The sequence below is a fragment of the Citrobacter sp. S55_ASV_140 genome (assembly GCF_018919505.1).
Classification (GTDB): domain Bacteria; phylum Pseudomonadota; class Gammaproteobacteria; order Enterobacterales; family Enterobacteriaceae; genus Citrobacter; species Citrobacter werkmanii.
Genome location: NZ_JAHLQZ010000072.1, coordinates 1 through 18,815, shown reverse-complemented (window position 1 = coordinate 18,815; position 18,815 = coordinate 1). Strand labels below are relative to the sequence as shown.

Sequence of the window (18,815 nt, the reverse complement as noted above, 5' to 3'; positions counted from 1 at the left end):
CGCTGGTATTACTTGATGAGATGCGGGCCGCAGGCGTGAATCGTTTTATTTTTAGCTCATCGGCCACGGTATACGGTAATCCGGAAAGCGTGCCGCTAAGCGAGCAGTCGCGCACGGGCGGTACGACCAATCCGTACGGCACGTCTAAATTAATGGTCGAACAGATTCTGGCCGATTTTTCACGCGCACAGCCCGATTTTCGCATCACCTGCCTGCGCTATTTTAACCCGGCCGGAGCCCATCCATCGGGTCGAATTGGTGAAGATCCTAACGGTATTCCCAATAATCTGGTCCCGTATATCTCCCAGGTCGCGATTGGTAAACTTGAGACCGTGTCGGTATACGGTAATGACTACCCAACCTCCGACGGTACTGGCGTTCGTGATTATATACACGTCATGGATCTGGCGACCGGCCACTTAGCCGCGTTGGATTCCCAGAACAAAGGCGCCGCTTACAAGGTGATTAATCTTGGTACCGGAGTCGGGTACTCCGTACTTGACCTCATTGAGGCGTTTGAAAAAGCGGCGCAGACAAAAATTAATTATCAGTTTGTCGCCAGAAGACCCGGAGACATCGCCGAGTGTTGGTCAGACCCTTCTCTGGCGCGAAAAGAGTTAGGCTGGCAGGCTATCTATAGCCTTGATGAAATGATGCGCGACACGTGGAACTGGCAAAAAAATAACCCGAATGGTTATAACCTGTGATGTTCTCAGCCACGAGCCTGGTCGCCAGGCTCGTGGCTTTACCAGGCTAGCGTGACGTTATTGTTGATACACGATACCAGCCGTTGCTCTGCTTCCCTTCATTGGCCAGGTTGATTCTCGCGGCGCCGGATTTATCCAGCATCGCAACCTCAATCGCATATTGCCCTTTCGCCAACTGCTCCGGCATAGGCAGCGCATAACTAACCTGATGAATTCCAGGGAGCCAATGTCGTATATCATCCGCCGCATTGCCCTGCGCCACCACCTTATTAGCACTGTCTACTACACGAAATGCCAGCGTATAGGACAGATAGATCGGTGCCACTCCATCGTTATACCAGGTACTGTTCAACGTCAGAGTTTGTCCACTGTTCCACACTGACTCATGGCTCAGGGACGCTAAGCGAAATCGGTAGCCCAGTTTGGTCAGCGCATCGTCGACAATCGGTCGATAATCGCTGGGTATCGCTCTCGATTTCAGGTTGATGGTACTGGCATGCTGCTTGAGCGCCCAGTCAAAAATCCCTTGCACTTCGGCGCGCGTATAATGAAAAGAATTCTTCCAGTCCTGCATATACGAACAGATTTCCAGACTCACCGGCGCGCGTTTCCAGGCATCGTTAAACCCTGCATAACTTTGCTGCGCTGCCAGTAATCGCTGAGGATAGTCATCTTGCATATGATTCCACGAGTCTGAAAACACGCGCAGGTCGCCCCAACAGTCCGCTCGCCACCCGGCCCCACGCGCCACCGCATTTGCCAGGCTTTGCCCACCGCTTATCAGCATAATTTTGGGCGTTTTGGGAAAGGCAGAAAAGTGCATCGCAACGTAGCGATCCAACTGTCCGGTGGTGTATCGCTGCATGAGTGACTGCAGGTCGGGGAAGTTGCTGTTATGCCACTCTCCCCACGACCCCACCATGCCGATATCAACAAAAGCGAGATTCTCATTACCATCGTAGCGCTGACCCAATGCGTTGAGCAGTCGCTGGCTGTATTCGATAAACAAAGCGTCATCTAAATCCGGCACAAACGTCTTATTATCAGACGTCCAGGTCCCTTTTACGCCTTTTTTAATCAGCCAGTCGGGAATTTTAGTGCCATCCCCCGGGTCGGCAAGCGCCATAAATCGTAGCCCGACATTCATCGCGGGACGCTGCGCCGCTGCGTATTTAAAGGCATCATCCACCAGCGCAAAATTGTACTGGCCCTCAACAGGTTCCAGATCTCGCCAGTAAAATCGCTCATATTCGAACCCGGTATTGGGATAATCCGCCAGACTCAGCGTTTCACCGTATCCCTGATGAAAACTGGCAACGCCAATCCCCGGATTAGTTAACGGCCCCGTCAATGCTTTGGGGGTTACGGTCGTTAATGCGGCCATGACCGACAGCGGGAGGAACATACCCAATAGCGCAGAAACCCATTTACTCTTCATCGCAGTAACGCCCCCCACTGGTTTAATCACGCTAGTGGTTTTTCAGATTTAACCACCAGTCCCAAATACCGACGTGAAAATTTTGGAATACATCAATACCTAACGCTGATTTGATCATATACAACGTCAGCAATACGCAGCAGGTGACGAACAGCACGGCGATCAACAGCAAAAAAGTGAGCAAGATCCGCGACAAGGTCGATTCCTGGCGATGCTGGCGGCGTAAATCTCTGCCAAACAAAAAAACCAGATAAAAACGTTTACTGAAAAAAGGAAAACTCCGGCGAATATCAATCTGATGCCGTGACGCCAATGTCGAGGCCAGGATCGCGTTTTCTACCCCTGCTTTTTGTTCCGGGGTCAACCCCGCCGCTATTTGCTCATCAAGGTGAGCGTAGAATCGCTCGATGACGGGAGGACGATTTTGAGGACTGGTCAAAATTAACCTATATCTTTATCAATTGAGTGATAGACGTTGACTGTCTTTTTGGCGATTTCATACCAATTATAGTTTTGCAAATATACACGATAGTCCACGCGATTGGCTGTCACCCACTGGGTTAATTTCTCGGCCAGACTGTTCACATCCCCGACCTTAAAATAGGCTGCGGCAGGTAGCTGAACTTCCAGGTTCGCCGGAATATCACTGACCACGGCGGGAAGAGAAAAGGACATCGCTTCCAGCAACGCAATAGGCAGACCTTCGTGATATGAAGGCATCACAAACAGTTTCGCCTGTGAAAATACCGCCTGCAGCTCATCACCGCGTAAAAATCCGGTCATCACGACGCCTGGCGTGTCGGCGGCCTGCTTTTTGAGGCGAATGCTGTATTCAGTCGGATGATCCGCATCGCCAATTAACACCAGCGGCATGGTCAAACCGCTTTGTTGATAAGCGGCGATGGCGTCATGCATCCCTTTTTCTTCGACAAATCGTCCAACCACCACAAGATAATTTTTCGGCTGTAGCCTAAAGCGGGAAAGCGTATTTTCGATAGTCAGCTCCGATAATAACCGCGGATCGTTCACGCCATTGTGAATTAAATGCGCGTCACAGCGACCATGTTTTTTCTGGATCAGTTGATTAATCACCTCAGAAATCACAATCACCTCGTTGGCGTATCTCACCGCCCAGCGTTCACCCAGCAACAGTATTTTTTTGGCAATGAAACCCCATTTCTGACGATCGTAGTCAGGCCCATGGTGGGTAAAAACGACCTTTTTGCCTAAAACACGTAATAATGGGATCACAAGGCCTGGTCCGATAGCATGCACATGCACAATATCCGAATGGTCGAAAACTGTCCTCAATGCCGCCAAAACGGAATGAACAATAGCTTCCAGCGAACGTTTTTTGGGCGCCCACAGCGCATAGGTTTCGACTTTCTTATACGTTGACCGTTTGTAATTCACATACGGTGAGCGAGCGATAACACAAATATCAACATCGAGCTGCTGCTTAATAGCAGGATAAAGATTCTGGCAGTGTGTCTCCACGCCGCCCAACACATCCGGAATACCTCGTGTGCCAAAAACCGTTATTTTTTTCATACTATGGCCTGCTCAGCAGTTCTTTATACAGCGCCAGTAAGGTATCCATATGTTTACTTAGCGCATATTTTTCACTTAACCGCGCACGACCATGTAACCCCATAACCCGCGCTTTCTCTGGTGCGTCAGCCAGCGTATCCATCGCATTCGCCAACGCTTGCGCATTGCCCGGCTCGAATAAAATCCCTTCGATACCGTCACGAATTTGTTCCGGGATCCCGCCAATGCGCGATCCAATCACCGGCTTACCTAAAGCCATCGCTTCTAATATCGCCATGGAACAGTTTTCATAACATTCAGAAGGAAGGATCACCGCCCGCGCATGCTTAATAAGCTTATCGAGAGCCTCCCCTTGCTGCACATAACCTAAAAACTCGACATCCGGGTATTGGGCGACTAACTCGTCATGTAGCGGACCGTGGCCCACAATTTTTAACGGTGCCTTGTTCTGCATTTTCTTATGTGCCGCCAGCAGCGTTGCCACCCCTTTTTCACGGCTCAGCCGACCAAAGAACAACATATAACCTTCATCGCTTGTCTCATCCAGAGGACGGCTGTCATCGACCCCATTAACGATCACATCAATGCGGGAATTCGGCAGCGTACGCAACAACACGCCGCGTAAAAAAACGCTTGGCGAAACAATTACATCCAACGTCTGGTAATTTTGCGCAATGTATTGCCAGGTTGCCTCCAGAGAGAGCAATAAGCTTTTTGAGGCGGAACCTTCCTGGCAACGATACCTGAAGGCATTAAAAACCGTGCCGGTGATACAGGCATCACACACTTTGCCGTCGCGCAGCATGGAATATGCAGGACATACAATCTTATAGTCATGCGCAGTCAGTACCGTTTTGCAGCCAAAATTGCGCGCAACTTTAATTATCGCTGGCGTTAACTGGTGGTAGATATTATGAAAATGCACGATATCCGGGCGCTCTTTTTGCAATAACGCCAGCATTTTTTTGCAGGCCTGCGAATTATGAATAAAGTTAACCGCCGTTTTGAGCCCGCCCAACAAATTACTTTCTTTGTGGTAGTCCACATTGCTGACAAAATAATCCGCATAGTCCGAAGGGAAATTTTTCTCATGCTGCATCGAGAAATCAATCACCTGTACTCCGGCCTGTTTCAGCATATCGCGCTCTTGAAAATAAACTGTTTCCGCGCCGCCTTTGATGAAAAAAAACTTATTTACTAATAAAACTTTCATGGCGTCTGCCTTAGTTATTCATGAATGATTTTACTGTCAGGCGGAGTCAACGGATCGCGTAGCGGATGTGTCAGCCCTATAACAAGTCCCGCAGAAAGCACAGCTAAGTTCATCACGCTTTGCAGGCCGTTCAATAACGACCGATTCTGCACGGTTTTCAGTATGACAAAGGCAAGCAATGGCAGAAATGCGATATCGAAAAGCTCGAGATTAAAGGTCACCGCCGCAATGAACAAAGCGACCAGGTAAACAGCAAAAATCGCCTCATTTTTAACCATCTTTAACGCGTTGATGAAATAGGGTTTTCCCCAGGCGCAGCGTAAAAATTCGCCCGGCGCCTGATAGTATTTGCTTTTCCAGCGATGCTTCAGCATCTGAAAAGTCGGCATGGTATGCGAAGTATGAATGAAATACGGAATATTCAGACGACGTAGTTTATAACCCGCGTCAAGTAAACGCAGGCCGAGTTCGGCTTCTTCATAAGCGTGCAGATTACGGTTGGTTAGATAACCAATTTTTTCAATGGCGGAGCGGCGATATAGCCCCCCGCCGCCTAAATGGTCGCTATCCCCTACGGGATAGATTTTATTAATGCGTTGCTTACGCGATTTAAATTCATAGTTAACGGCATCGTCCATTTCGACGGTTCCCGCTACGCCTGCATATTCCGGTTCAGCCTGCAAAAACGCGACAGCCTGATCCACAAACCCTTCTTCCAGCTCCATGTCGCCATCCATCAGCAACAGATATTCCCCCTCACTATAAAGGTAACCCAACTGATGTCCGACGCCACAGCAACGATCGCCAGGATCGGTTAATGACACCACAGTCACCCCTTTATCAATCGCCAACTGCTGGGTGTTATCCGTTGACAGACTATCTGCCACAATAATTTTATGTGGATAATCAACAAGCTGTTTCCGGATACTATCAATTGTTTTCTCAATACATTCAGATTCATTGAGCGTTTTAATACTCACTGAAATAAACGGTTTATTGTCCATACAATTACCCTACGCAGCGAAGGACGGTTCGACGAATCACTAAACTTGATCCTAGTGATAAATAGAACAGGAATTGTAACATCGGTATAATCATCAGTATCTGGCTGTAAGGTAAGCTAATTAAGCAAGCAATCGCAAAAGCATTAAATGCCGGAGCAAAGCTCAACAATTGCAGATCCTGCTGGTCCAGTTGTTCAAGCATCAGTAAAGGCTTGGGCTGACATATTTTCAGGATATAAATGAATAAGCTAATGAAGAGTAACGTGCCAATCACCCCCACTTCCCACAGCAGCATACTCAGAGAAGTCGAGTCGAGGATTAAGTTATAAATAATATTCAGAAAGCCTGGCGAAACCGTACTACCACTGTTAGTGGCGTTGAGTCCATAGCCAAATAACGTTCCTGAAAGTCCCCACAGATCGTTATTTTTTAGCCAGAACAGGAAGGTCGTAAAGCGCCCTAACTCCCCGGTAGACATAATGTAGTTCGGGTCAAAAATATAGCTCAAAGAGTCGATGAAAATACTCAACGAGCTTTTCGACGGATCGCCGCCAAACGCAGTAGAATAATAATACGCAAGGATCACTATCGACAGGCTAATCAGCAGCAACATCCCTGCCACAATAACCAATAACGTCTTCAGATTAACCTTGCTAACGTCTTTAACGTAGCTCGGTGAGATCCACACCCACGCCAGGAACAGCGGCGATAGCAGAATAACGAACTTTACTTCGCCAATAATACATAGCCCGATCCCGAGAACAATGTGCAACGCCATGGATTTAAACGTGGTCAGTCCGTGCTTATACTCAGAGACCTTTAACAACATAATCAGCAGGCAAAACAGGCCCATCGCAGCAGTGTTACCGCCCCCCATCGGGTCGCCGCCAAACGTGCCCACCACGGAATCCCATTTTTCATCTTCACCACGCACCGCGACACGCTGGGGAACAACCAGTAAAACCTGATAAATCATTACCGGGATCTGCGCGTAGAACACCCAGTACAAATAGCGAGTCACGCGATAAATCTGCGACTCCCGGCAAAATCCCAGCAGTAAACAGATCATCACCAGCGACAGTGCGATTTCATTTTTAAAGGCCACAATCGCGACGGTGATCCCGCCCTGAATCAGAGTTGAAGCCCCGGCCAGTATCAGGAATGAGAAATACAGCGCCAGCACAATCGTCTCCTGCGCATCCAGACGCAGCGAGCCATCCCGCGTCTGCATCACCAGTAATCCCACCATCAACAGGGTCAGAAAAAAGGGGATCCATAGCACCGACTGTATGCCGGTAAAGTATTGCACCAGGCCACACAGGATCAGGGTAACGAAGGTATAACCTTGTAAATAATATCCGGTATTCAGCGTCATAGTATCACCGGCCTGTCTTTCAGCAGATTAGCCCGCTTGTTCATTTTCAAATAAATAAAGGCGTAGCGAATAAATGTCAGTGAAGAAAACAAAATCACCGACGTTGCATAGTCTTTATAAAAATAGGGCGTCACGACAAAAGCGAATAGCACAATCGCCAGTTGCTCCAACTGGATGCGCAGAAAATAGCGATGTGAGCCAAAAATAAGCTCTATGACCGTCAGGGGGCTTATCGCCAGCGCCGGGAACAGGTAGGGTAGCATGTAGCGTGACGTTTCAATGGAGTTAATCCAGTCTTCGCTAAAACCAAGGCGCATCACAATCGGGTAGAAAATAAACACGCCAAGAGTACAGATAACTCCCAGCACCAACAGCAGCATCCGTACCCGGGTATATTCCTGATAATTAAAGGTGTTATTTCTAAAATCGATAGACCACTTGGAAAAAATAGTATTACGCACCGCGTTCCCGATGATCACCACCGGCGCCAGGCAGAAGCGGCTGACCACGGAAAAATAACCGGCTGTCAGCGCCGAAAACCAGAAGTTAATCAGCATAATCGGCAGATTGCTGCTGGCCATCGCCAACACCTCAGCGCTGCCAACTTTAGTGATGTGATGAATATTCTGTTTAAAAAAATGCCAATTGCTGGCGGGTCGCAAATGTTGGGCCGCCACCAAACGAATATCAAACGAATGCAAAATACAGCTGATGGTCAGTACCATCGTCGCGCAGGCCCATGACCAGTAGAACAGTTGCACATGGTGCGTAACCAGTATCGAAAGTAATACCACCACAGAAACAGAAATGCGCTGGAAGATCAGAAAACGAAAGTTAGCTGTGCGCAGCGACAGGTTTTCCGAGATCAGAACCCATGCCGTAGCAAGCGTCAGTAAATAGAGAAACAGTATGCTCTGGTGAAACAACCACGCGGTCAGTACAGCGTAGGGTAAGGCGATAATCGTGCTTTGTATCAGGCAAAACACAACATTCTGTACCAGTTCGTCGTCCTGCTGTTTAGGAATTAACAGCTGTGACGCAAAAGTACAGACCTGAGCGCCCACCACGGCAATACTGTAGTTGAGCGCATAAAGCCCCACTTCAGCCATATCGTACTTGTGTGAGATCAACCAGATAGACAGCGCACCAATCAACTGCGAGATGACTGATGAACCGGCTATCGTGGAGGCGCTCTTCAGTAGACTCATACGCGGCCTGGCGTTGTCATCAGTTGATCGGTGCTGAAGTTCAGTGAACGCAGGCCCTCTTGCGTTTCAAGGTCCTTTTCTTCAACCGCATTCAGCACAGCGCCAATCACAACGCCATCATTTTCCTCGATCTTATCCAGCGCGTTGGCTATATGTCCCGCCGAACCCGAGCCGGCTTTCACGATGAAAATAACGCCATCAACGGCGCGTTTGATCAATTGCACGTCCTGACTCTGATTTACCGCAGCCACATCGATAATGATGCGTTGATAGTGGGATTTCAGTTCGTGCATTAAAGGCTCAAGGTGCCCGGACGACAACATCAGCAGAGAAGAGATGGTGGTCTTCCCGTGCGGGATAAAATCGAGATTATCACTGAGCTTGATCCGCGCCTGTTCAAGCTGGGTCTCCCCACGCAGCAGTTCCGCTACGCCTGCGGACGTTGCCGATGCCAGCTCGGATGAGAGTCCGTCAGTATTGAAGAAATCCGCATCAATAAGCAGCGTTTTCTGATCGAAACTAAAGGAATTTGCTAACAGACTCGCCAGCAAAGAGCGCCCTTCACGGTGCTCCGTCGACGCCACGGCGAGCGTCTGTAACGGTCGATTATCCAACATAATCCGGGTACGGATACCGTGCACAATATCGGCATTCAGCGGGTTCTTCAGGATCATGTCCCGCACCTGCGCGCGCCCTGAGGTTCCGCTAAAACGACGGATTTCGCCCAGCGGAGCAACGTTCAGGCGTTTTTTCATACGACTCAACGTACCGATTGAGTTGTCCATCGCCGCTTTGACAATGAAATACATGATACTGAACACCACCACCAGCAGGACCACCATCACCAACAAGAGGGATTTATTCGGCTTCGCTGGTTTTAGTGCGGGAACGGCAGGATCATATAACACCGCGTCGGCATTTACGCCGGACAGCGACAGTTCCTGAGTACGTTGATACAGCGATTTATACAGATCTTCCATTTTATCTAACGACAGCTTTTGGCTATTCCAGGCATCACGTTTTGAGGCCATTTTCTGGAAGATCTCTTTCTGTTGCTCCACCTGCTGCTGATAGTTCTTTTCATCCGCCAGCGCCGCCAGATATTGCTGACGTAACCCCACTTTCAGCTCACCCAGAACCCGTCCGGTTTGGCTTTGGATCGACTGGACATCAGCTTCTGCTTTTAAAATAGCGGGATTTTTTGGCCCGTATACTTTGCGCAGTTCAGACAACGTGCGCTGCGCCTGAATTAACGCGATACGTAAATCCTGAATCTGGGCGTGGTTAGAGACCGAAGGTAGTGAGATAACGCTCTCTACCGACCGCCCTCCGCTGTTCACCTCGTTATAGACAGATTCTGCGGCAACGCGACGCTGGGTCGCATCAGCCAGACGATTGGTGACAATACTTAACTGCTCGGTTTCAAAACCATCGATACCGCGAAAAGTCAGCAGCCCGGCGTTTTTCAGATAGCTGTCCATTTCCTCTTTTTGTTTCGCTATCGACTTCTGAATCTCTTCCATTTTTTCAAAATTCAGTTCGCGGGCTTTCTCTACTTTCAGGCGCTTTTGCTCAACCGTATAGTTGATGAACGCCTGCGCGACGCCGTTGGCAACGTCAGCAGCCATCAGCGGCGAGGGGGATTCATAGGTGATAGACGCCAGGTTCGTTGTACGAATACCGATGACATTCAGGTTTTTCGACAACGTTTTCAGCGCTTGCTCCATCCTCAACTGCCGGCTCTCATTGCTTTCCGCTCCCTGGGTACCGACTTTTTCCCCGGTAAATTCCGGGTTTTCATCCAGTTTCATATCGCGGACAGCTTGCTCAAGCACAATACGCGAATGCATCAACGCATATTGCGTTTCATAGTAACCACTGCGCGTTGAATCGAAACCATCAACCTGTGGGAATGGAGAAACGTTATCGGCCTGGGCTTTAATCAGTACCGTCGCCGTTGAGACATACTTTGAGGACATCATGCTGATTAATGGGTATGCCACGACCCCGGCAACGATACCGGCCAGTGCGATTTTCCAGGCGTTCTTTTTCAGCTCTTTGGCAAAGCGGGAGAATTCAACCGTACTTTCTCGTTTTTTGCCGTTTTCCACTATAGATAGTTTCATCGTCAGAAGAACCCCATGCCAATAATCACGACATCCCCAGGATGAACAGAGTGCGTTAAATCGACATTCTCAAGCAGCTGATTGCTCCCCGACAGGCGAATGTTGATATCTTTTCGGTCAGCACGATCTGTAAATCCGCCCGCCTGCGCAATTGATTTCTCGACGGTAAGACCTGGCTCCCAGGCAAATCCGTTCGGGCTTTTCACTTCGCCCGAAACATAGTATTTACGGAATTCGGCAATACTTACCGTCACCATCGGCGTGGTAAAGTAATCTCCCGTCAGCCGTTGAGTTAATTCGTTAGTCACCTGTTCGACAGTTTTATCTTTTAATTTAAGAGCGCCCACAAACGGGAAATTAATCTCCCCGCTCTTATCCAAAATAAACCGCATCGTCATATCAGGTTGACCGTGAACAGCGATATTGACAGTATCCCCCGCCCCAAGCCGGTAATCCTGCTGAACAGTAGCAGGATCATCCATTAATCTCGGGCTGGACGTTGTGCATCCGACCACCAGGATACTGAATAGCAAAAACGCGCACAGTTCTATTATTTTCATTTTAGATCTGAACCTTAGCTTTAAGCATAATCATAGAATTATCATAACCCAACGTTCTAATAACTTCCTGGTTGTCGTTGGGACCGATATAAAACGAGTCAGTATCCTTATTCGAATTCAATGTATCTAATTGATATTTAATCTCAAAATTAACCGATGGCGTATAGTCGTAGCTCATGGTTACACTAAATACCCCATCTTTATCATGCCGATCCTTGTTCTGTTTTTTATAGTCTTCCGCAGTGTATGAATAATCCAGCAAAGTCGAAAAACGATTCCCTAACCAGAAATGCTGGTAAGAAATGCCATACTGGGTCACTAAAATGTATCCCCCAACCTCCGACGGGTCTTTAATACTTTGTGCCGAGTGGGCTGTGAAAACCGACTGTTGCAGCGGCTTCCACTCTGCTTTTATGTCCCAGTTGAGGCCATTAAAATCATGCGAATTTGTGCTGTTTTCAAATGTTTTGTACAACCATGAAATATTCATGTCGACGTTAGTTTTTCCGGTCAACTGCGACTTCATGCCGTACAGCAAATAGTACTCATTAGTATCTTTTTCTGAGTTGTTGTCATAGCGACGCTGGTTAGTAATAAAGCTATAGCGAAAGCGTGTTCTGGATGTGTATTGGTCAAAAATTTCCGCTACCAGACTATTTTCGTGCCATTCCTGTTCCTGAATGTAATGGTAGAAATCCTCACTGGTATCCTGCACATCAGAAGTATTACCGAAAGTCAGTTTTTTGTATAACAACGCCAGTTCCGCTTTGCCACGCCCCTCTGGCGCGCCGTAGCTGTAGCGTAATTCACTGTTGATGAAATTTGTCGTCAACGGTGATTTAATCCCATACTGCTCGAACTGGCCCGGTAAAAAGCCCTCGGTAATGCCGCGGCCACGGGATTCATGTCCAAGCGAATCCTCCAGATTGAGGGTTAAGCCATGCTTGAGTCCATAACGCCAGGCCCCGTTAAAACGGAAAAAATGATCGGTGTAGTTATCAGCAGAATCGCTCGAGTAGTTACGGTAATCCCCAGAGTACATCAGTAAATACTTATCCTGACCGCGCTCGCCGATCATACTCAGCACTGGCGCTGCGCTCTGAAACGAGGAACCGACAGCATCGCTGTTATGTGGCTGATAGGTCACGTTATCATTATAACCATAATCCACAGCAACCTTGCCCTGGAAGTCGATCCCCGCAAAGCCTATGTGTGATTTCGGTGTTAAATCAGCCCATGCGGACTGCGTTATCACGATTCCGGCAATAACGATTAATTTAGTATGCATTCTTACCGACAAATCCTTTGAAAATGGTTTTAATGATAATTTTTATATCCAGCCATAATGACCAGTTTTGAATGTACTCAATATCGTACTGAACCCGTTTTTCCATCTTATAAAGCGCATCGATTTCCCCACGAAAACCGTTAATCTGCGCAAGTCCGGTGATGCCAGGCTTTACCTTATGGCGGATCATGTAATTTTCGACCTGTTTACGATACTGCTCATTATGCGTAACCGCATGGGGTCTGGGACCCACAATCGACATACTTCCCTGCAATACGTTAATAAATTGCGGAAGTTCATCCAACGATGTACGACGTAAGAAGCTACCGAATTTCGTCACCCGCGGATCGTTTTTCGTGGCCTGAATTACCGTCCCGGAATTCTCCATAACGCGCATAGTGCGAAATTTCCAGACCTTAATTTTTTGCCCACTCAGGCCATACCTGTCTTGTTTGAAAAAAACCGGCCCACGCGAAGTGAGTTTGATACCAATAGCAATAACCAACATCAGCGACGAAATCATCAGCATAATGATACTGCCAAGCACCAAATCTTCCGCCCGCTTAATAAACGAACCCGCCCCTTCAAACGGTGAGCTAAAGATACCGATGGTTTGCAGGTTGTGGATAGAGCGTAGCTTGGACATATTGTTGCTGTAGGTATAAAAGTCAGGAACAATATAGGTATCTACGGTGGTGTCTGACATCATAGCCAGGAAATGGCGGATGCGGTGCAGCGCCACCATCGGTAAAGCGATATATATTTCGTCAATATTTCCCAGTCGGGCTTCCTCAACCAGATTAATCACCGGGCCACGAAAGGGGCTTTTGATCTTATCAACAATGTCGCCACAGCGCGATAACGCACGCTCATCATAAAAAGCCAGATCCAATTTGATATTGGCGTACTCATACAGTAACGCGCTTTCCGCGGCCAGACCATTATCGGTCAAACCAATAATCGCCACGCGCATACTCTTTTTCGTTGAATATTTAAAAATAAAAAAGCGAATGTAATAAAGAAAAGGTAATGGAATGAAGTACCAGTAAATAATGGCAGAATAAAAAGGCGAAGGTAAGCGGTCTAAGTAACCGAGGGACGCCGGTTCTGCCACTGTCATACTCACCAGCTCGTTAAAAAAAATAGCCAGCAGCGTACAAAAAAGTAACCGTTTTTGATTACGTAAACCAATCGTTTTAATTTTTTGCTGATAAATCTTGATATATTCAGCAAACAGCAAAAAAAAGACTGAAAACAGAATGCTCAGAATAGCAATGGTGTTAAATGGCATCAACCCCAGCAGATGGGCACTAAAAATTAGCGTCACATTAATAACGATAAAATCAACCAGTTTTAAAAAGACTGGATATCCTTGACTGCTAATCTTTAGCGATTTTTTTAGCATATCTCAGCCCATTATCTATTGATATTTAATTATTTTTTTCTCATTTCATGTTGCTAATTATATCACAAGTCTAAAAAACGCAATGACCCATTGTCAGTAAATGTAAAAAATAATGTTTATTAGTGTGATGCAAACCACTCATTCATTCTCATCATTATGATTTTAAAGAAAATTAATGCAACATAAGTTTTAACCACCAAATCAAAAAAGTTCATTTTTTACAACAAAATCATCATTGACAATTAACAAAACATGGTCTATGAAAAAAGTTTTATGTATGACAAATTTCACTACGGCTTTGCTTGATTTATTCTGAACCCACCTTTCATTGTGGCTAAACGCTGTAATTAAATAACAACAAATACCTTATAGTGATATTTAAAAACGCAACAATAACAAAGTTAATTACTTTTAATTATATTTGAGTGCCGGCGCCACAATAAAAACATATCAGGCAGCAACGCTTAAAAAGCGCACCCGCACGCTTAACCCACCTAATGTTTCGCTGCGTGCCAGCTGCGGATGCGTCCGGTGTAAGCGAGCAATGTCGTTAACCAGCGCCAGACCAATTCCTGCGCCAGGGACATTGCCAACGTTATCAAGTCGATGAAACGGTAGCATCGCCTGATGAACCATCTGGTCATCTATACCTGGCCCGCTATCCTCAATCATCAGCACCACGGCTTCGCCTTCACGCTGCAGTCGGGCAGTCACCACCCCATGCGCAGGGGTGTATTTCAGGGCGTTATCCAGTAGATTTCCACACAGCTCGCCGAGCAGGACTTCATCGCCCTCAATCCACACCGCGCCCTGTTCCCCCTCATAACCCAGATCGATAGCTTTACTGCGCGCCTGCGCCAGCCGGGTAAAACAGCTGCTTTGCACCACCTCATACAAATTAACCGGTGAGAAGTGCTTTTCTTCCTGCTCTTTGCGCTTAACAGCCGACAGTTGAAGCAGCCTTTCCGTCAGCTGAATAGTGTTATCCAGAGTCACGCTCATGGCCTGTAAACTCTCGAACCATTGCTGAGGCTGCGGGCTGGCGAGGGCTACCGCCGCCTGAGTTTTCAGTACCGCTAACGGCGTTTTTAGCTGATGGGATGCGTCCGCGCTGAAGCGTTCCTGACGAGAGATAAGGCCACGAAGTCGGTCCAGATAGCGGTTGAATGCCACAATCAGCAGACGGGTTTCCGACCACGGCAACAGCTCCGGCAACGGCGTCAGCAGCCCAGGCTCACGACGCACCATCAGCGATGACAACTGGCGCATCGGACGTAGCACCCGACGCAGCAGCCAGCCAACCAGCACCAGCGTGAGCATTACCAGCAGTCCTTGCGAAACCCACGAGGAGAACAGCAACTGTCGCGCCAGATACCGCCGCGATTGCAGCGTTTCAGCGACATAAATTTCCGCCATACCGGTAATGCCGCCCTCGTTGACTGGCTGAAGAAGACGTGCCACGCGGATTGCCTCGCCGCGATATTCAGTGTGATAAAACCACGCCAGCGCCGGATAAAGCCGGGTGCGCGAGGTTGCAGGCGGCATCGCAGGTAAATCGTCATAACCTGATATCACCTTCCCCGCCGGGTCGACCACTTTGTAATACAGCCTGTCATTCATATTCAGTTCAAAACTGTCCAACACTACCCACGGCACATTCACTTCCAGTCGTTTATTACGTACCACTAACCGCTCAGAGACGGTTCTGGCGGACGAGAGCAGGGTCCGATCATACGCCTGCGTCGCCGCCTGTAACGCGCTGACATAGCTGTTAAATGCCGACAGTCCCCACAGCAACAGCAGCGGTAATCCCAGAAACATCAGCAGTTGCAGATACAACGACTGGGGCTTAACCCATTTCATCGCTACGCTCCAGCACATAGCCCAGACCACGTAACGTGGCGATGCGCACATCGCTTCCCTGAAGTTTTTTACGCAGACGATGGATGTACAGTTCGATACTTTCGGGGCTGACCTCATCGCTTAGACTGAAAACCTGTTCAAACAACTGCTGGCGCGAAACCGGACGCAGGCGACGGTACATCAGCACCGTCAGCAGAGCCTGTTCACGCGGCGTAAGCGCCAACGGCTGTCCCTGTAACATAAAATAGCCTTCATCGTGAAACGCCAGCTCCCCCAGTTGCTGTATGCCTTGCACCTGCCCCGCGCTGCGACGAAGCAAAGCCCGCAGGCGGGCATCAAGCTCTTCGATTTCAAACGGTTTTGCCAGATAGTCATCGGCCCCGACGTTTAACCCTTTCACCCTGTCGGCCACCGCGCTGCGCGCCGTCAACAGCAGAACGGGGAGCGTCTGACCGCGCTTGCGCAGCCGTTGGACGACTTCAAGACCGTCCAGCCCCGGCATATTGATGTCCAGCACCGCCAGCGCATACGTTTCGCTATGTAAAAGATGGTCGGCCGCCAGGCCATCAAAAACGCAGTCGACGGCAAAACCGTTTTGCACCAGCGCTTTCTCCAGCCAGTGAGCTAACTCACGGTTATCTTCCGCTAATAAGAGACGCATATCACATCCTGTAAAGTTTCTGCCGCATTGAAAGGGAATTGAAAGGTTAATGTTTTAACAATCACGCAACCGAACTGCTACACATCGGCTCACATAATCACAAAAATCTTCTTCCGTACCCGAAAATCCGGTTTTCCGGTGTGAGGATAAACAATGAAAAAACAATTACTTCGTACCCTTACTGCAAGCATTTTACTGATGAGTACCTCTGTTCTGGCAGAACAAGCGCCATCGCCCACCGAATGTATCGCCCCAGCGAAACCCGGCGGTGGCTTCGATCTCACCTGCAAACTGATTCAGGTGAGCATGATGGAAACCGGCGCTATCGAAAAACCAATGCGCGTAACCTACATGCCCGGCGGCGTTGGCGCTGTGGCCTATAACGCAATCGTCGCTCAACGCCCGGCTGAAGCGGGTACCGTGGTGGCTTTCTCCGGCGGCTCCCTGTTGAACCTGTCACAAGGTAAATTTGGTCGCTATGGCGTGGATGACGTGCGCTGGTTGGCAAGCGTGGGCACGGATTACGGCATGATAGCCGTACGCCAGGACTCACCATGGAAGACGCTGAAAGATCTGCTGACGGCAATGGAAAAAGATCCTAACAGCGTAGTTATTGGCGCGGGTGCCTCAATCGGTAGTCAGGACTGGATGAAGTCGGCGCTGCTGGCGCAAAAAGCCAACGTCGATCCGCACAAGATGCGCTATGTGGCCTTTGAGGGCGGCGGCGAACCGGTTACCGCGCTGATGGGCAATCACGTGCAGGTAGTTTCCGGCGATCTCAGCGAGATGGTGCCTTATCTCAGCGGCGACAAAATCCGCGTGCTCGCGGTGTTCTCTGAAGAACGCCTGCCGGGTCAGTTAGCCAATGTGCCAACGGCCAAAGAGCAGGGTTACGACCTGGTGTGGCCGATCATTCGTGGCTTCTACGTTGGACCAAAAGTCAGCGATGCCGAATACCAGTGGTGGGTCGATGCCTTTAACAAACTCCAGCAGACTGAGGAATTTAAAAAGCAGCGCGATCTCCGCGGCCTGTTCGAGTTCAACATGAGCGGTAAGCAGCTCGACGAGTACGTGAAGAAGCAGGTCACGGATTATCGTGAGCAGGCGAAAGCCTTCGGTCTGGCGAAATAAGCGCAGAGGCAAAGATGATGAGCGATCGTATTTTTGCAGGTATCTGGCTGTTGCTCTGTATAGCCGGGCTGTTCGTGGCCTGGCAAATCACCAGCGAATACAGCTATGAACCTGTTGGCCCGCGCCCCTTTCCGCTGGGCATTATCAGCCTGATGCTGGTATGCGCCGTGGCGCTGCTGTTGCGCCATCCTGACACCATCAGTTGGCCACGCCGCCACGTGCTGCAAAAGCTGCTGACGATGGTGATTGTTCTGTTGATGTACGCCTGGGGTTTCGAATGGCTCGGTTTTCCCATCGCCACCGCCATTCTCACCGTGGTGATTGGCATGCTGTTCGGCGCAACCATTCCGGCTGCAGGTATTTCCGGCGCGGTACTCGGCATTCTGTTGTGGTATGCCTTCGACCGGCTGCTTGACGTCACCTTACCACTCGGCGCCTGGCTGGGTTAACGGAGAAACGATGGATACCTGGATTTATCTTTCTCAGGGTTTCGCGGTGGCGATGACGCCGGAAAACCTGGTTATCGCCTTGATTGGCTGTTTTGTTGGCACCATCGTCGGGCTGCTGCCCGGCCTCGGGCCGATTAACGGCGTGGCGATCCTGCTGCCGCTGGCTTTCGCTTTGCACCTGCCGGCTGAATCTGCGTTGATCCTGCTGGCGACGGTCTACATTGGTTGTGAATACGGCGGGCGTATCTCCTCGATCCTGCTGAACGTGCCCGGCGATGCGGCAGCGATTATGACCGCTCTGGATGGCTACCCGATGGCGCAGCAAGGGCGTGGCGGCGTTGCGCTCTCTATCTCGGCGGTCAGCTCATTCTTTGGTTCGCTTATCGCTATCGGCGGCATCATTTTGTTTGCCCCAGCGTTAGCCCAATGGTCGCTGTCCTTTGGCCCGGCCGAATACTTCGCCTTAATGGTTTTCGCCATTGCCTGCCTCGGCAGCATGATGGCGCAAAATCCGCTGAAATCATTTCTGGCAGCGCTTATCGGTCTCGGCCTCGCGACCGTCGGCGTGGACGCCAACACCGGGGTTTATCGCTTTACCTTTGACAGCGTTCATCTCTCCGACGGTGTGCAGTTTATCGTGGTGGTGATTGGGTTGTTCTCTGTCTCAGAAATACTGTTAATGCTGGAACATACCAGCAGCGGCCAGACGCTGGTGCGTAAAACGGGCCGCATGTTGTTCAATGCCAAAGAAGGCGCACAGTGCGTGGGCGCCACCCTGCGTTCATCGGTGATTGGCTTTTTCGTCGGCGTTCTGCCTGGCGCAGGCGCCACCATTG

Annotated in this window: 17 protein-coding genes; 4 read left to right on the top strand and 13 right to left on the bottom strand. The window is 49.3% G+C overall.

Going from position 1 to position 18,815, the window contains the following annotated elements; all coding sequences use genetic code 11:
* A partial coding sequence (gene galE / locus KQJ18_RS12790; RefSeq protein ID WP_216422074.1) for a UDP-glucose 4-epimerase GalE occupies positions 1-707 on the top strand: 707 nt, incomplete at its 5' end.
* 46 nt (positions 708-753) lie between these two features.
* Here the strand turns inward: galE and KQJ18_RS12785 are convergent.
* The 13 genes from KQJ18_RS12785 to tctD all read right to left on the bottom strand — a co-directional run bounded on the left by KQJ18_RS12785 (position 754) and on the right by tctD (position 16,399).
* Positions 754-2,145, bottom strand: coding sequence for a DUF4832 domain-containing protein (locus KQJ18_RS12785; protein WP_216422073.1), 1,392 nt, complete (start codon positions 2,143-2,145; stop codon positions 754-756).
* Positions 2,146-2,176: 31 nt separating this feature from the next.
* A complete protein-coding gene (locus KQJ18_RS12780; protein WP_038632874.1) occupies positions 2,177-2,584 on the bottom strand; it encodes a hypothetical protein in 408 nt (135 codons plus the stop codon).
* A 2-nt stretch (positions 2,585-2,586) separates the two neighbouring features.
* A complete protein-coding gene (locus tag KQJ18_RS12775) occupies positions 2,587-3,696 on the bottom strand; it encodes a glycosyltransferase family 4 protein (RefSeq protein WP_159121353.1) in 1,110 nt (369 codons plus the stop codon).
* Position 3,697: 1 nt separating this feature from the next.
* Positions 3,698-4,909, bottom strand: coding sequence for a glycosyltransferase family 4 protein (locus KQJ18_RS12770; RefSeq protein WP_110497085.1), 1,212 nt, complete (start codon positions 4,907-4,909; stop codon positions 3,698-3,700).
* A gap of 14 nt (positions 4,910-4,923) precedes the next feature.
* The gene (locus KQJ18_RS12765; RefSeq protein ID WP_087856204.1) at positions 4,924-5,913 is read right to left on the bottom strand and encodes a glycosyltransferase; all 990 of its coding nucleotides are present in this window, start codon (positions 5,911-5,913) and stop codon (positions 4,924-4,926) included.
* A gap of 4 nt (positions 5,914-5,917) precedes the next feature.
* Positions 5,918-7,288, bottom strand: a complete 1,371-nt coding sequence (locus KQJ18_RS12760) for a hypothetical protein (RefSeq protein WP_038632883.1) — start codon at positions 7,286-7,288, stop codon at positions 5,918-5,920.
* Positions 7,285-8,496, bottom strand: coding sequence for a capsular biosynthesis protein (locus KQJ18_RS12755; RefSeq protein WP_085048895.1), 1,212 nt, complete (start codon positions 8,494-8,496; stop codon positions 7,285-7,287). The genes KQJ18_RS12760 and KQJ18_RS12755 overlap by 4 nt, the downstream gene beginning before the upstream one ends.
* Positions 8,493-10,622, bottom strand: a complete 2,130-nt coding sequence (locus KQJ18_RS12750) for a tyrosine-protein kinase domain-containing protein (protein ID WP_216422072.1) — start codon at positions 10,620-10,622, stop codon at positions 8,493-8,495. The genes KQJ18_RS12755 and KQJ18_RS12750 overlap by 4 nt, the downstream gene beginning before the upstream one ends.
* 2 nt (positions 10,623-10,624) lie before the next feature.
* The gene (locus KQJ18_RS12745) at positions 10,625-11,182 is read right to left on the bottom strand and encodes a polysaccharide biosynthesis/export family protein (RefSeq protein ID WP_038632893.1); all 558 of its coding nucleotides are present in this window, start codon (positions 11,180-11,182) and stop codon (positions 10,625-10,627) included.
* Between the two features lies 1 nt (position 11,183).
* Positions 11,184-12,470 carry an outer membrane beta-barrel protein gene (locus KQJ18_RS12740; RefSeq protein ID WP_038632896.1) on the bottom strand — a complete coding sequence of 429 codons (1,287 nt, stop codon included), beginning with the start codon at positions 12,468-12,470 and terminating at the stop codon, positions 11,184-11,186.
* A complete protein-coding gene (locus tag KQJ18_RS12735; RefSeq protein WP_038632899.1) occupies positions 12,460-13,875 on the bottom strand; it encodes an undecaprenyl-phosphate glucose phosphotransferase in 1,416 nt (471 codons plus the stop codon). Before KQJ18_RS12735 ends, KQJ18_RS12740 begins: the two co-directional genes overlap by 11 nt.
* 450 nt (positions 13,876-14,325) lie before the next feature.
* The gene (locus tag KQJ18_RS12730) at positions 14,326-15,738 is read right to left on the bottom strand and encodes a sensor histidine kinase (protein WP_085048893.1); all 1,413 of its coding nucleotides are present in this window, start codon (positions 15,736-15,738) and stop codon (positions 14,326-14,328) included.
* A complete protein-coding gene (gene tctD / locus KQJ18_RS12725) occupies positions 15,725-16,399 on the bottom strand; it encodes a transcriptional regulator TctD (RefSeq protein ID WP_069324600.1) in 675 nt (224 codons plus the stop codon). The genes KQJ18_RS12730 and tctD overlap by 14 nt, the downstream gene beginning before the upstream one ends.
* 153 nt (positions 16,400-16,552) lie before the next feature.
* Between tctD and KQJ18_RS12720 the strand changes: the two genes are divergently transcribed.
* The 3 genes from KQJ18_RS12720 to KQJ18_RS12710 form a co-directional block, all read left to right on the top strand.
* Entirely contained in the window at positions 16,553-17,530 is a 978-nt protein-coding gene (locus KQJ18_RS12720) for a tripartite tricarboxylate transporter substrate binding protein (RefSeq protein ID WP_216422071.1), read from the top strand.
* Positions 17,531-17,544: 14 nt separating this feature from the next.
* A complete protein-coding gene (locus tag KQJ18_RS12715) occupies positions 17,545-17,979 on the top strand; it encodes a tripartite tricarboxylate transporter TctB family protein (RefSeq protein WP_087050849.1) in 435 nt (144 codons plus the stop codon).
* Positions 17,980-17,989: 10 nt separating this feature from the next.
* The coding region (locus KQJ18_RS12710; RefSeq protein ID WP_216422070.1) for a tripartite tricarboxylate transporter permease at positions 17,990-18,815 on the top strand (826 nt) is incomplete at its 3' end.